The sequence below is a fragment of the Xanthomonas sp. DAR 34887 genome (assembly GCF_041245805.1).
In the GTDB taxonomy this organism is placed as follows: Bacteria; Pseudomonadota; Gammaproteobacteria; order Xanthomonadales; family Xanthomonadaceae; genus Xanthomonas_A; species Xanthomonas_A tesorieronis.
Map to the genome: position 1 here is coordinate 4,550,735 of NZ_CP162490.1, position 13,364 is coordinate 4,564,098.

The following is a 13,364-nucleotide window of genomic DNA, read 5'->3' on the forward strand; positions in this document are numbered from 1 at the left end:
GCACTCGGGCCGCGCACCATAGACCACGCCGACGCGGTCAGCCACCCAGGCCGAGCTGTTCGGCCATGTCGTTGCGCGGCGAGCGGCCGTACAGGCGGCTGTATTCGCGGCTGAACTGCGACGGACTCTGGTAGCCGACGCGATAGCCGGCCGAGCCCACGTCCATCCGCTCCACCACCATCAGCCGCCGCGCCTCGCGCAGGCGCAGCTGCTTCTGGTACTGCAGCGGGGTCATCGAGGTCACCGCGTTGAAATGGTGGTGCAGCGAGGAGGCGCTCATGGCGACGTGCCGCGCCAGGTCTTCGATCCGGATCGGCTCGGCGTAGTGCTGGCGCAGCCACGCGATCGCCTTGGCGATCCGGTTGCTGGGACTGTCCTCCTGCGCGATGCGCAGCAGGTTCGGGCCGCACGGACCGGTCAGCAGGCGATACAGGATTTCCTGCTCGATCAACGGCGCCATCGCGGCGATGTCGTCCGGCTGTTCGAGCAGCCGCAGCATGCGCAGCGTGGCATCCAGCAGGGCCGCGCTGGCGGTGTTGACCGAGACGCCGCGCACGCAGTCGGCGCTGGCCTGCACCGGCAGCGGAATGCGTTCGAGCAGGTCGCGCAGCCGGTCCGGGCGGATCGCCAGGGCCAAGCCCAGCATCGGCTGCTCCGGGCTGGCCTGGGTGATGCGCGAGATCACCGGCAGGTCCAGCGCCACCAGCAGATAGGTGCCGGCCGCGTAGCGGTATTCCTCGGCGCCCAGGCTCAGGCACTTCTCGCCCTGCACCACCAGGGCGAAGCAAGGCCACTGCGCGGTGTGCGTCTTTGGCGAGGGTGCGGTGCGGTACGAACAGAACAGGCCATCGATGGCGGTCTCGCCGTCGCCGTCGGGGACGGCCAATCGGGCAATGAGTGCGGCCATTTCTTGATAGCGGTCGGCGAGCGCGGTCATCGGCGTCGGGCGTGGTGGCGGGCGATCCAGGGACCGACAGCTTGCCTGATGCTGCGACGGCGCGTTCGTCGCCGCGGCACGGTTTGCAGGATCGGACAAGAATTCCGCGGGATCGCGATAACGCGGCGCGGCGCCGCGCTCGCATTCTGTGCAGGCCGGATCCCCGTCGCGTCTACCGGAGTGCTCCCATGCCCATCGTGTCCCCCTCCCCCTTCCTCTGCGCGCCGATCGCCGCCGCGCCCCGCCGTTCCCTTCACTGCGCCGCACCGCGCAAAGCGCAGGGCTGAGCCGATGCAAGCGCATAGCGAAGCCCTGGAAATCACCACCTTCCGCCTGCAGGACTGCACCTGGCGCACCTTCCTGCGCGCCAATGCCGAGGTCGATGCCTGGCTGCAACGCCAGCCCGGCTTCCGCTCGCGGCGCATCGCGCGGCGCCGCGACGGCACGGTGGTCGACATGCTGCTGTGGGACAGCGTGGCGCAAGGCACCGCCTCGGCGCGGCGGCTGATGCGCGAGCTGCGCGGCGCCGCGATCCACGCGCTGATCGATCCGGACACGGTGTCGTGGGACATCGCGCCGGTGCAGCACGTCAGCGGCGAAGAGCGCGACGACAGCGACGCGGACGCCGAAGCGGACAGCCTCGCCGCCTAGGACGCGCGGGCGCCTGCGCCCGCCGCCGCGCTCACACCCAGCCGCGGCGGCGGAACCACGCCAGCGGCAGCACCACGCTCAGCGCGATCACGCCCAACGCCCAGTAGTAGGCGTCGTGCCACTTGAGTTCGGGCATGTGCGCGAAGTTCATGCCCCAGATGCCGACCAGCACCGTCGGCGGAATGCCCACCACCGACGCCACCGCCATCACCTTCATCACGTTGTTCTGGTCCATGTTGATCATGCCCAGCACGCTGTCGAGCAGGAATTCGACGCGGTCGTCCAGGTGCTGCTCGAATTCGCTCAGGGTGACCAGGTCCTTGTGCAGCAGGCCGATGCGCTTGGCCGCATCGGCGCCGAACCAGTCCGGTGCGGCGCCGTCCAGGTAGGTGGCCAGGCGCAACAGGCCCTGCCCTGCGTTGTGCATGCCGCCGAGCCGCCGCCCCATGCCGCCAACCTGGCGCAGCATCCGCTCCATGTCGCGCGATTTGTAGGGTTCGTCGAAGACAACGCGCGTGGTCTCGGTGATCTCCGCCTCCAGCGCTTCCAGGCGGTCCGCCAGGCGGCCGACCACTTGGTCGAGCAGGCGCAGCAGCAGGTCGTCGCTGGTCCGGCACGGGTTCTTTTCCAGTTGCGCGGCCACCGCTTCCAACGATCCCATGCGCTGCTCGCGCTGGGTCACCAGCATCCGCGGCGACAGCGCGAAGCCCAACGGCGCGGTCGGGCCGTCGTCGTCCTGGAAGCGCGGCACGTTGAGGAACAGAACATCGCCCTCGACGCGCACCCGGCTGCTGAACTCGATCTCGCCGATCGCCGCGCGCGTGGGCAAGGCGAACCCCACCTGCCGGTCGGCCTCGGCCAGTTCCTCGCGACTGGGCTGGCACAGGTCCACCCAGCAGAACGGTTGCGGGGACGCTCCGGCAATGCGGTGGATCGTGATCATCGGGATCGGTTCGATGGCGGGAGGGCGCGAGCATCCTCCGCCGCGGCTGAAGCGAACGTCAACGGCGCACACACTTGCCGCGGCCGCCGACGCCACGACACCGCGCCGAATGGGACCGTCGCCGCGCTAGACCTGGCCCTCGCCGTGTTGCCGCCGCTCAGGCGCGCGCGCCTGAGCGGCGCTTCACCGCATAGCCGATGCCCAGCAGCAGGAACCACACTGGGCTGGCCAGCAACGCCTGCCGGGTGTCGTCCTGCAGGGTCAGCAAGGCCAGCACGAAGGCGAAGAACGCCAGGCACACGTAGCACATGAGCACGCCGCCGGGCATCTTGAACGCCGAGGCCGCATGCAGCTGCGGGCGCTTGCGCCGGTAGGCGATGTACGCGCACAGGATCAGCGACCAGACGAACATGAACAGCACCGCGGCCAAGGTGGTGACCAGGGTGAAGGCGGTGACCAGGTTCGGAATCAGGTACACCAGCAGCGTGCCGCCGAGCAGGCAGGCGCAGGAGAACAGCAGCCCGCGCGCCGGCACCGCCGCGCGCGACAGCCGGGCGAATCCGCGCGGCGCATGCCGCTCCTCGGCCAGGCCGTAGAGCATGCGGCTGGTGGAGAAGATGCCGCTGTTGGCCGACGAGGTGGCCGAGGTCAGCACCACGAAGTTGATCAGGCTGGCCGCGGCCGGCACCCCGGCCAGCACGAACAGCTCCACGAACGGGCTCTTGCCCGGCACCACCTCGCGCCACGGCGTCACCGCCATGATCGCGATCAGCGCCAGCACGTAGAACACCAGGATCCGCACCGGAATCGAATTGATCGCCTTGGGCAGGTTGCGCCGCGGGTCGGCGGTCTCGGCAGCGGTGGTACCGACCAGTTCGATGCCGACGAAGGCGAACACCGCGATCTGGAAACCGGCGAAGAACCCGCCGATGCCCATCGGGAACATGCCGCCGTCGTTCCATAGATTCGCCAGCGAGGCCACGTGCCCGGACGGCGACTGGAAGCCCCAGGCCACCAGTCCGGCGCCGGTCAGGATCAGCGCGCAGATCGCCACGATCTTGATCAGCGCGAACCAGAATTCCATTTCGCCGAACAGCTTCACCGTCACCAGGTTCAGGCTCAGCAGCAACAGCACGCACAGCATCGCCGGGATCCATGGCGCCAGGCCGGGGAACCAGAACTGCGCATAGGCGGCGATCGCGATCACGTCGGCGATGGCGGTGATGATCCAGCAGAACCAGTAGGTCCAGCCGCAGAAGAACCCGGCCCATGGGCCGAGCAGATCGGTGGAGAAGTCGATGAACGACTTGTACTCCAGGTTCGACAGCAGCAGCTCGCCCATCGCGCGCATCACGAAGAACAGCATCGCGCCGATGATCAGGTACACGAACAGGATCGACGGACCGGCCAGGCTGATGGTCTTGCCCGAGCCCATGAACAGACCGGTGCCGATGGCGCCGCCGATCGCGATCAATTGCAGGTGGCGGTTGGACAGGCTGCGCTTGAGATGGTCGGGCTGGGCGGACGGTTCGGACATGGGCGCGGCCATCGGCAGGGGGTCTAGCGGGACAACATAGAAGATGCGGCGCGCACGCGCCAGCGCGCTGCGCCCGCTTTGCGCGCGGAAATCGGCACGAGCCGCACCGCGCCCCGAAGCCGGCGGCTCAGACGATCTTGGTGCGCCGCCACCACTGCGTGACCTTCTCCTCGCGCACCAGGGTGAACAGGCCGGCGCCCAGGATCAGCGCGATGCCGACCAGCATCGGCCAGTCCAGGTGATCGTGGAACAGCCAGTAGCCGAAGCCGATCGCCCACAGCATCTGGCTGTACTGGGTCGGCGCCACCGCGCTGATCGGCGCCACGCGCGAGGCGTACATCATGAAGATCGCGGCCAGGCCGGCCAGCAGGCCGTAGCCGGCCAGCAGGATCCACTGCTGCCAGGTCGGCCACACGAAGGTCGGCAGCATCAGCAGCGCGCCCATCAGCAACGGGCCGAGCACCCCGGCGCCGTACAGGGTCAGGCGCTTCTCGCCCGGCCCGGCCATGCGCAGGCTGATCACCGACACCGCCCCGACCAAGCCGCAGGCGATGGCCGCGACGTGGCCCTCGCCCAGGTGCCGGAAGCCGGGCCGCAACACGATCAGCACGCCGATAAAGCCGACGATCACCGCCAGCCAGCGCCGCCAGCGCACTTCCTCCTTGAGCAACAGCACCGACAGCACGGTGACGAAGATCGGCATCAGGAAGATCAGCGCGAACGCCTCGGCCATCGGCAGCAAGGTGAACGCGGTGACCGCGGACAGGTTGCCGACCGCGCCGGTGAACGCGCGCAGCAGCCAGATGCTGGGACGTTGCGCCACCACCACTTCGCGCCAGCGATCGCCGCGCTTCTTCAGGAACGGCAGCGCGGCGAGCATCAGCAACGCGCCGAAGAACACCACCTCGTACGCCGGCAGCGACCCCTCCAGGCCTTTCACGAACGCATCGCTGATCGAGTAGGCGGCATAGCAGGCGAAACCGAGCAGCACACCTTTGAGCATCGCGGATCCTGGCAGCTGGCGCCGCGCGGCGTCGGCCATTGAAGGGGGGAGGACGTCATTATGCGTCGCCATCGCACCAGCCACCATGACGGTTCGCCGCAGCCAGCGCACGCGCCACCTGGTGCGGTGCCAAGGCGCTTCGTCGTCGCCGATGCGTCCTGCGCGAACGCACCAAGGCCTGCTACGGCCACAGGCTCGGCGGACCGCGGCTGCGCTGGCGCAGGACTTCGCTGCGGCCCTCGGTTACGATGCCCTCCCCCGTATCGACGACCCGGCCTCGCGCAGCGCGCGCTGGCGCATCGCCTTCTCGACGTGACCCATTCCTCCGGCCCCCTACTGACCCGCCCGCTCGCCGACGCGTTGCGTGCCGCACGCGATGGCGGCGCCGCCAGCTGGACCGGGTCGCTGGATCTGCAACGCAGCCAGGGCCAACCCCTGCTCGCCGCGGACAGCTGGCAATGGCGCGGGCGGGCGTATCCGTATCCGGCCAAGCTCAAGGACCGCACGATCTACCACTGGGACGGCGAGGATTTCGCGCCGGTATCGCGCTACGGCGGCTCGCTGATCAAACTGGTGCCGACCGAATGGGGCGCGCCGACCTTCGAGATCGACGGCATCAAGATGCTGCCGAGCGCGCAGCTGTCGCCGTTCGAGGATGCGCGGCGCAAGGTCGCGCTGATCGAACCGCGCGGCAAGCGGGTGCTCGACACCTGCGGCGGGCTCGGCTATTTCGCCGCCTGCGCGCTGGATGCCGGCGTGGCGCAGCTGCAGTCGTTCGAGAAGAACGCCGACGTGCTGTGGCTGCGCACGCTCAACCCGTGGTCGCCGGATCCGGCCGCCAGCGAGGGGCGCCTGCAGCTGACGCACGCCGACGTGGCCGAAGCCATCGGCGCCATCGCCAGCGAGTCGATGGATGCGCTGCTGCACGACCCGCCGCGCTTCGGCATCGCCGGCGAACTGTATTCGCAAGCGTTCTACGACCAGCTCGCGCGGGTACTGCGTCGCGGCGGGCGGCTGTTCCACTACACCGGCAGCCCGAACAAACTGACCAGCGGCCGCGACGTGCCGCGCGAGGTGAGCAAGCGCCTGGAGAAGGCCGGCTTCCGCGCGGAACTCGCGCTGGACGGCGTGCTGGCGACACGCCGCTAGCCGATCCGGCGCGCCGCATACCCCTGTAGGAGCGGCTTCAGCCGCGACAGCCAGCCCATCGCAACCGATGACCGAAACGCCGGATAAAAAAACGCCAACGCGCGACCCTCACACGAGCGCCGCAATCTGCTCGCGCAACCAGCGATGCGCCGGATCGCGATGCACGCGCTCGTGCCACAGCATGGCCATCTCATAGCCAGGCACGGCCACCGGCGGCGCGCATACCTTCAGCCCGGGATGCGCGCGTACCAAGCGCGACGGCAGCATCGCCACCAGGTCGGTGCGCAGCAGCGCATCGATGACGAACAGGAAATGCGGCACCGACAGCACCACCCGGCGCTGCAACCCGAGCGCGTGCAACGCCGTGTCGGTGACACCGTTGAAACCGCCGCCGTCCGGCGACACGATCACGTGCTCGAGCTTGCAGAACTGCGCCAGCGTCGGCCGCCGCTGCAGCCGCGGATGCCCGGCGCGGCCGGCCAGCACGTAGTGTTCGGCGAACAGCGTGCGTTGGCGCAGGTTCGGCGGCGCGCCGTCGCGGGTATGCAGGGCCAGGTCGATCTCGCCCTGCTCGGCCTTGCGCGCGATCTGCAACGGCGCCATTTCCAGCACCGCCAGCCGCGTGCCCGGCGCCGCGCTGCGCAACGCGGCCAGCGCCGGCAGCAGGATGGTCGATTCGCCATAGTCGGTCGCGGCCACGCGCCAGCGGTTGCTCGCCTGCGCCGGGTCGAACGGCGCGTCCGCCGCCACCGCGCGTTGCAACGCCTCCAGCGCCTGCCGCAGCGGCGCGCGCAAGGCCTCGGCACGCGCGGTCGGGCGCATGCCGCGTGGTCCCGGCAGCAGCAGCGGATCGTCCAGCGCTTCGCGCAGCTTGGCCAGGTGCACGCTGACCGAAGGCTGCGACAGGTGCAGGCGCGCGGCGGCGCGGGTCACGTTGTGCTCGGCGAGCAGCGCGTCCAGGGTCAGCAGCAGGTTCAGGTCCAGGCGTCCGAAATTAAGCATGGCTATAACTGTAATTCTCGCAATTCATTTCAACTATAGCCGGCCGTGACCTACCTTGGCTGCCTCCCATCCGCGAGGTCGCCCATGAACGTATTGCTGGTCTATGCCCATCCCGAACCCACTTCGCTCAACGGCGCACTCAAGGACTTCGCCGTGCAACGGTTGCAGGCCGCCGGCCACCACGTGCAGGTGTCGGACTTGTACGCGATGCAGTGGAAGCCGACGATCGACGCGCAGGACAGCCTGGACGGCGCGGCCGGCGATCGCTTCGATCCGTCGCTGGACTCCCAACGCGCGTTCGCCAACGGCCGCCAGCGCGGGGACATCGCCGCCGAGCAGGACAAGCTGCGCTGGGCCGACGCCGTGTTGCTGCAGTTCCCGCTGTGGTGGTTCTCGATGCCGGCGATCCTGAAAGGCTGGGTGGACCGCGTCTATGCGTACGGCTTCGCCTACGGCGTCGGCGAACATTCCGACCAGCGCTGGGGCGACCGCTACGGCGAGGGCACGCTGGCCGGCAAGCGCGCGATGCTGATCGTCACCACGGGCGGCTGGGAATCGCACTACGCGCCGCGCGGCATCAACGGCCCGATCGACGACGTGCTGTTCCCGATCCAGCACGGCATCCTGCATTACCCCGGCTTCGACGTGTTGCCGCCGTTCGTGGTCTATCGCAGCGGCCGCATGGATGCCGGGCGGTTCGCGCAGATCCGCGACACGCTCGGCCAGCGCCTGGACACACTGTGGAGCGCCGCGCCGATCGCGTTCCGCAAGCAGAACGGCGGCGACTACGCCATTCCGGAGCTGACGCTGCGGCCGGAGGTCGCCCCGGGCCAGGCCGGATTCGCGGCGCATGTGCTGCGCCCGGAGGAAGAGCGCGCCGCGGCGGCCGCGCACGATCAGGGAATGCAACGGACATGAAGCGCCGCGCTGGACGGTAGGATGGCGCGTGCGGCGACCGCGCCGCGCCTTCCATCGGAGTCCAGCCGCACGTGATCGCATCTACCTTCGCCCGCGGGTTCGCCCTGTGCGCCACCCTGCTGCTCGGCGCCTGCGCCACCCAGGCACCGCGCGCGCCCGAGCGCACGCCGACCGAGATCAAGGCCGATATCGCACGGCGCATCCCGGCCGCGATCCCCGACCGCAGCGGCTGGGCCAACGACGTGTACGTGGCGCTGTCCTCGCAGCAACTGGCCACCAGCGCCGACAACATCTGCGCGGTGCTGGCGGTGATCGAACAGGAATCCACCTACCAGGCCAACCCGCCGGTGCCCGGCCTGGGCAAGATCTCGCGCGCCGAACTCGGCCGCCGCGCGTCGGCCTTGCATGTGCCCGCGTTCATGCTCGACGCCGCGCTGGCGGTGACTTCACCCAATGGCCGCCGCTACGGCGACCGCATCGCCGCGGTGCGCACCGAGCAGGAACTGAGCGCCATCTTCGAGGACTTCGCCGGCAGCGTGCCGCTGGGCCAGCGCCTGTTCGGCGGCCTCAACCCGGTGCACACCGGCGGACCGATGCAGGTAAGCATCGCCTTCGCCGAGGCCCACACCGACGGCTATCCGTATCCCTTGCAGGACACGGTGCGCCACGAGGTATTCGGCCGCCGCGGCGGCGTGTGGTTCGGCACCCGCCATCTGCTCGGCTACCCGAGCGACTACGACGCGCTGCTGTACCGCTTCGCCGACTTCAACGCCGGCTGGTACGCCAGCCGCAATGCGGCGTTCCAGGCGGCCTTGGCCAAGGCCAGCGGCGCCCCCCTGGCCCTGGACGGCGATCTGCTGATTCCCGGCAGCGACATCGACCAGCCCGGCGCCACCGAACGCGCCGCGCGCAGTCTGGGCACGCGCCTGGCGCTAAGCGACAAGGAGATCCGCCGCGCCCTGCAGCGCGGCAACGCCGCCGATTTCGGCGACACCGCGCTCTACCGCAAGGTGTTCGCGCTGGCCGAACGCGGCGCCGGCAAGCCGCTGCCGCGCGCGATCCTGCCCGGCATCACCCTGGAGAGCCCGAAGATCACCCGCACCCTCACCACCGCCTGGTTCGCGCAGCGCGTGGCCGACCGCTGGCGGCGCTGCATGGGCAAGTGACCGCAGCGGCGTGTCGCGCCCGCGGAACCCTACTTCGGCTTGTCCGGCAGCAGAAACACCCACGCGATGGCCACGGTCAGCAGCAGCAACACGAGGGTGGCAACCCCGTCCCATGCCATCCAGAACCAATAACGCCGGGGATCGACGTCCAGCAGATACACGTGAGGCGAGCCGAAGCGCGGCCCACCGATGTACACGCCGCTCAGCAATGCCTTCACCAGCACGTAGAGCTGCGACAAGGCGCTGGCCGCCGCCAGCGCAACGACCAGCAGCGAGACCGGCCAACGCAGCCAGCCGGACAGGCGGCGGCGGCCGGCGCCGCGCGCCGGCGCGCTGCCCTGCTGTCGTCGTTGACGCTTCCCCATTGTCTGCACCGCCTGCGTTCCTGGCCTGCATTCTAAAGCCGCCGCAGCGGCTGGCGTACGCGGCAATGCGCTGGCGCAGCATTGCCGGGCAGCGCTTGCGCAGAACGCGTTGCCGCACGGACCGCCGCCCTTGCCGCCAGCAGGGACGCTTCTTCCATGTATCGTGCCGAGCAGAAACGCCGAGCGGCCTGCGATTGGCTGCCGCCCCTATCGCCCCGCGCCTGGCCGCGGCAAGCCGAGCAGGCCGACGCGGCGGAACCACATTTCCAGCGGCACCGTGACCAGCGGCGGCAATGCCGCCAGCAGACTCAGCAGCCACGCCCACCATGGCCAGCGCAGCCGCACCGCCGCGATCACGCTGGCGACCAGGTAGACCAGGAACGCCACCCCGTGCAGACGGCCGAACAGCCACACGCCCAGCTCCGTGGTCTGGGTGCCGTACTTGAGCAGCATGCCGAGCAGCAGGCCGGCCCAGGTCAGGCCCTCGAAGAAGGCGGCGGCGGCGAACAGCCGGCCGACAGGCGACAGCGGATGGGAAGGCACAGGCAACTCCAGTGGCAAGAATGAGGCCGCGACGCGATGGCGGCGGCGACGCCCGCTGGCGCCAGCATTCTACAATCCGACGCCGTCCGTCGGCGCTCGGTCGCAACGGTCGCGGCGTCAATCGTCGTCGAGCAGCGTCTCCAGCATGCGCTGCGGTTGCTCCAGGAACGCGCGCGTCAGCCGGTAGTGTTCGGTGTCGCGGTACGCCACGCGCTGCAAGCCGTCCTCGCCGATCTGCAGGATGTCCGCGTGCGGGTACGCCATCAGGATCGGCGAATGCGTGGCGATCACGAACTGCGAGCGTTGTTGCACCAGCTGATGCAGCCGCGTCAGCATCGCCATCTGCCGCGACGGCGACAATGCCGCTTCCGGCTCGTCCAGCACATAGAAGCCATTGCCGCCGAAGCGGTGCAGCATCAGCGCGAAGAACGACTCGCCGTGCGACTGCGCGTGCAGCGACGTGCCGCCATAGCTGTCGACGACGCCCAGTCGATCGATCTCGCTGGCGACGTTGTAGAAACTCTCCGCGCGCAGGAAGAACCCGTCGCGCGCGCGGCGGCCGCTGCGGCCCAGGCGCAAGGCATCGTGCAGGCCGGAATGCGACGCCAAGGTGCTGAAGTTGAAGTTCTTGGTCCCCCCCTCGGCATTGAAGCCCCAGGCCACCGCGATCGCTTCCAGCAGGGTCGACTTGCCGCTGCCATTCTCGCCGACGATGAAGGTCACCTTCGGATGAAAGCGCAACACGCCCAGGTTGCGCACCGCCGGCAGCGAATACGGCCAGGCCTGCATCGACGCCACGCGGTCCTGCTTCAGCGTGACATCCATCAGATAGTGCTCGGCATCGATCGCGCGCACGGGTTCCCTCCCGGCCGGCAGGAGGCCGGCGCCACGGTGCCAAGTGTCGCGGCCAGGCGCGCTGCGCGCAATGCGCGCGCAGCGCGAAACAGTCGCCTGGCCGCTCTGCGCCGAGCCGCAGTTGCGGAGCGGCCGCACGGCATCAGCCGTGCATCGCGATCGCGCTCATCGGCGATCGTCCAGTACCGCCACGTCCTCCGGCGCCAGCCGTACCACGTCGCTGGCCGCGCCCGTGCCCAGCAGCGAGCGCATCGGCGCCGGCAGACGCACCTGCTGCGCATCGCTGCCGTGATTGATCAGCACCAGCACGCGGCGGCGGCCGTCGCTGCGCACGCCGACCTCCACATCCGCAGGCACGTCCGCCAGCGGCGCGCGCACCTGCGCATCGCGCAGCCAATCGCCGGTGAGGCGATCGAGGGTGGCGTCGTCGAGCCAGGCGCCGACGTAGCTGATGCGGCCCTTGCCCACGCGTCGGGTCAGCACCGCCGGCTCGCCGTCCAGCCAGCCGTTGGCCTGGCCATAGCGCAATGGCACCTCGGTCTGCGCGGCGCGCGCCTGCAGCTGCTCGGCCCAGATCTTCGCGCTGCCCTCGCCGGCCGCACCGGCGACCGGGATCGGCTTGTCCAGCGCATAGAACTGCTGCACGCGGCCGCCCAGCAGCTCGCCGAGCGGGCCCGGCTGGCGCTGCGGCTGCAGGCCGTTGTCGGCGTTCTTCATCGCGCTGCGCGGACCCAGCACCAGATGCCCGCCGCGTTCGACATAGGCCTGCAACCGCTGCGCCTGCGCATCGCTGAGCACGTTGAGCGACGGCGCGACCACCAGCTTGTAGCCATCCAGCGGCGCCAGCGCCGAGACCACATCGACCACCTGCGCCTGCTGCCGCAGCGGCCGATAGAACGACTTCATCTGCACGACCGGGTCGAAATCGGCCGAGTGCTTCTGGAAGCCGAGCGCCCAGCGGCTGTCGAAGTCGTTGATCAGCGCCACGTCCGCGTGCGGCGTGGTGCCCGCCAGCGCCGCGCCGGCCTTGGCGAACTCCGCGCCCACCTGCTGGATCTCCGCATACACCGGCACCGGCTCGCCATCGGCACCGACCAGGGTGCCGTGGTATTCCTCCTGCCCGTTCGGCGCCGCGCGCCACTGCCAGTACGCGACTGCATCGGCGCCGTGCGCCACCGCCTGCCAGGCCATCGCCCGCACCTGGCCCTTGCGCAGCGCCACGTTGGTCGCGCGCCAGTTGACGAAGCCCGGCTGGGTTTCCATCACCCAGTAGTTGCGCTGCTTGTAGCCGCGGGTGAGATCGTGGCGCGCCGCGTTGTCCACCCAGTCGTAGCGTTCGCCGGCGACGTAGTCGTCCCAGGCGGCGATGTCGAGCACGCTGTGCACCTTGTAGGCGTCGAAGCCGGCGAACCAGCCCATGGTGTTGGTGGTGATGAACTGGCGCGGATCGGCGTGCGGGCGGATGGCGTCGATCTGGTTGCGCGAGTAGTCCGTCCAGGTGTCGCTGACGAAGCGCTTCCATTCCAGCAACAGGGCCGGATTCTGCCCATCCTCGTGCACCGGGATCTGCGCGAAGTCGTTGTAGGTCTGGCTCCAGTAGGCGGTGGCCCAGCGCCGGTTCAATTCCTCGATGCTGCCGTACTTGCGCTGCAGCCAGGCATGGAACTGCGCCTTGGCCTCCGGATCGAACGAGGCCTGCGCGTATTCGTTGTCCAGCTGCCAGCCGACCACATGCGGGTTGCGCCCGTAGCGTTGCGCCATCTGCTCGGCGATGGCATGGGCGAACCGCCGGTAGCGCGCGCTGGCGAAGGAGAACTGCTGGCGGTTGCCGTGCTCGTCGCGCACGCCGTCCTCGCCGACGCGCAGCGTGTCCGGATAGGCCTGGGTCAACCACGCCGGCGGCGCGGCCGTCGGCGTGCCGAGCACCACCACCATGTGGTGCCGCGCGGCCGCGGCGATGGCGCGATCCATCCAGGCGAAATCGTATTGACCCTCGCGCGGCTCCATGCGGCTCCAGGCGAACTCGCCGATGCGCACCACGCGCACGTGCGCCGCTTCCATCAGCGCCAGATCGTGCTCCCACTGCGCCTCCGGCCATTGCTCCGGATACCAGGCCACACCCAGCAGCAACGGTGCGGCATCGGCATAGCGCGTGGCCTGCGCGCGTGCATCAGGCACTGCCGCGGCCAGGGCGAACAGCGCGCCGAACAGGAGCGCGATCGCGCGCTGCGGGAACCAGGAAGGCGATGGCATAGGCGGACTCGTCGACAGAAGGAAGGACGGCAGGTGACCCCA

13 protein-coding genes are annotated in these 13,364 nt (G+C 69.6%); 4 read left to right on the plus strand and 9 right to left on the minus strand.

Annotated elements, in window-relative coordinates; genetic code table 11:
* Positions 1-37 precede the first annotated feature (37 nt).
* Positions 38-937, minus strand: a complete 900-nt coding sequence (locus AB3X08_RS19380; RefSeq protein ID WP_369934447.1) for an AraC family transcriptional regulator — start codon at positions 935-937, stop codon at positions 38-40.
* A 291-nt stretch (positions 938-1,228) separates the two neighbouring features.
* On the opposite strand from AB3X08_RS19380, the gene AB3X08_RS19385 reads away from it, so the two are divergent.
* Positions 1,229-1,588, plus strand: a complete 360-nt coding sequence (locus tag AB3X08_RS19385; RefSeq protein ID WP_369934450.1) for a hypothetical protein — start codon at positions 1,229-1,231, stop codon at positions 1,586-1,588.
* Between the two features lie 31 nt (positions 1,589-1,619).
* Here AB3X08_RS19385 and AB3X08_RS19390 read toward each other — a convergent pair whose 3' ends face one another.
* The 3 genes from AB3X08_RS19390 to AB3X08_RS19400 form a co-directional block, all read right to left on the minus strand.
* Positions 1,620-2,531 (minus strand): CorA family divalent cation transporter, encoded by a 912-nt coding sequence (locus tag AB3X08_RS19390; RefSeq protein ID WP_369934452.1) that lies wholly within the window; start codon positions 2,529-2,531, stop codon positions 1,620-1,622.
* A 157-nt stretch (positions 2,532-2,688) separates the two neighbouring features.
* Complete coding sequence (gene cycA / locus AB3X08_RS19395; protein WP_369934454.1) at positions 2,689-4,068, minus strand: D-serine/D-alanine/glycine transporter; 1,380 nt, start codon at positions 4,066-4,068, stop codon at positions 2,689-2,691.
* Positions 4,069-4,195: 127 nt separating this feature from the next.
* Positions 4,196-5,071: a DMT family transporter gene (locus AB3X08_RS19400; protein ID WP_369934456.1), complete on the minus strand. Its 876-nt coding sequence runs from the start codon at positions 5,069-5,071 to the stop codon at positions 4,196-4,198.
* 312 nt (positions 5,072-5,383) lie between these two features.
* On the opposite strand from AB3X08_RS19400, the gene AB3X08_RS19405 reads away from it, so the two are divergent.
* Positions 5,384-6,220, plus strand: coding sequence for a class I SAM-dependent methyltransferase (locus AB3X08_RS19405; protein ID WP_369934457.1), 837 nt, complete (start codon positions 5,384-5,386; stop codon positions 6,218-6,220).
* Between the two features lie 108 nt (positions 6,221-6,328).
* Here the strand turns inward: AB3X08_RS19405 and AB3X08_RS19410 are convergent, their stop codons facing one another.
* Positions 6,329-7,222 (minus strand): LysR family transcriptional regulator, encoded by an 894-nt coding sequence (locus AB3X08_RS19410; protein ID WP_369934459.1) that lies wholly within the window; start codon positions 7,220-7,222, stop codon positions 6,329-6,331.
* Positions 7,223-7,306: 84 nt separating this feature from the next.
* Here AB3X08_RS19410 and AB3X08_RS19415 point away from each other — a divergent pair, with 84 nt between their 5' ends.
* Positions 7,307-8,140: an NAD(P)H-dependent oxidoreductase gene (locus AB3X08_RS19415; protein WP_369934461.1), complete on the plus strand. Its 834-nt coding sequence runs from the start codon at positions 7,307-7,309 to the stop codon at positions 8,138-8,140.
* A 74-nt stretch (positions 8,141-8,214) separates the two neighbouring features.
* Positions 8,215-9,306, plus strand: coding sequence for a DUF1615 domain-containing protein (locus AB3X08_RS19420; protein WP_369938583.1), 1,092 nt, complete (start codon positions 8,215-8,217; stop codon positions 9,304-9,306).
* A gap of 29 nt (positions 9,307-9,335) precedes the next feature.
* Here the strand turns inward: AB3X08_RS19420 and AB3X08_RS19425 are convergent, their stop codons facing one another.
* The 4 genes from AB3X08_RS19425 to AB3X08_RS19440 all read right to left on the minus strand — a co-directional run bounded on the left by AB3X08_RS19425 (position 9,336) and on the right by AB3X08_RS19440 (position 13,322).
* Entirely contained in the window at positions 9,336-9,671 is a 336-nt protein-coding gene (locus AB3X08_RS19425; RefSeq protein ID WP_369934462.1) for a hypothetical protein, read from the minus strand.
* 207 nt (positions 9,672-9,878) lie between these two features.
* Positions 9,879-10,199 carry a DUF3817 domain-containing protein gene (locus tag AB3X08_RS19430; protein ID WP_369938584.1) on the minus strand — a complete coding sequence of 107 codons (321 nt, stop codon included), beginning with the start codon at positions 10,197-10,199 and terminating at the stop codon, positions 9,879-9,881.
* Between the two features lie 132 nt (positions 10,200-10,331).
* Positions 10,332-11,069 carry an AAA family ATPase gene (locus AB3X08_RS19435; protein ID WP_369934463.1) on the minus strand — a complete coding sequence of 246 codons (738 nt, stop codon included), beginning with the start codon at positions 11,067-11,069 and terminating at the stop codon, positions 10,332-10,334.
* 165 nt (positions 11,070-11,234) lie between these two features.
* The gene (locus AB3X08_RS19440) at positions 11,235-13,322 is read right to left on the minus strand and encodes a beta-galactosidase (RefSeq protein ID WP_369934465.1); all 2,088 of its coding nucleotides are present in this window, start codon (positions 13,320-13,322) and stop codon (positions 11,235-11,237) included.
* Between the last annotated feature and the right edge of the window lie 42 nt (positions 13,323-13,364).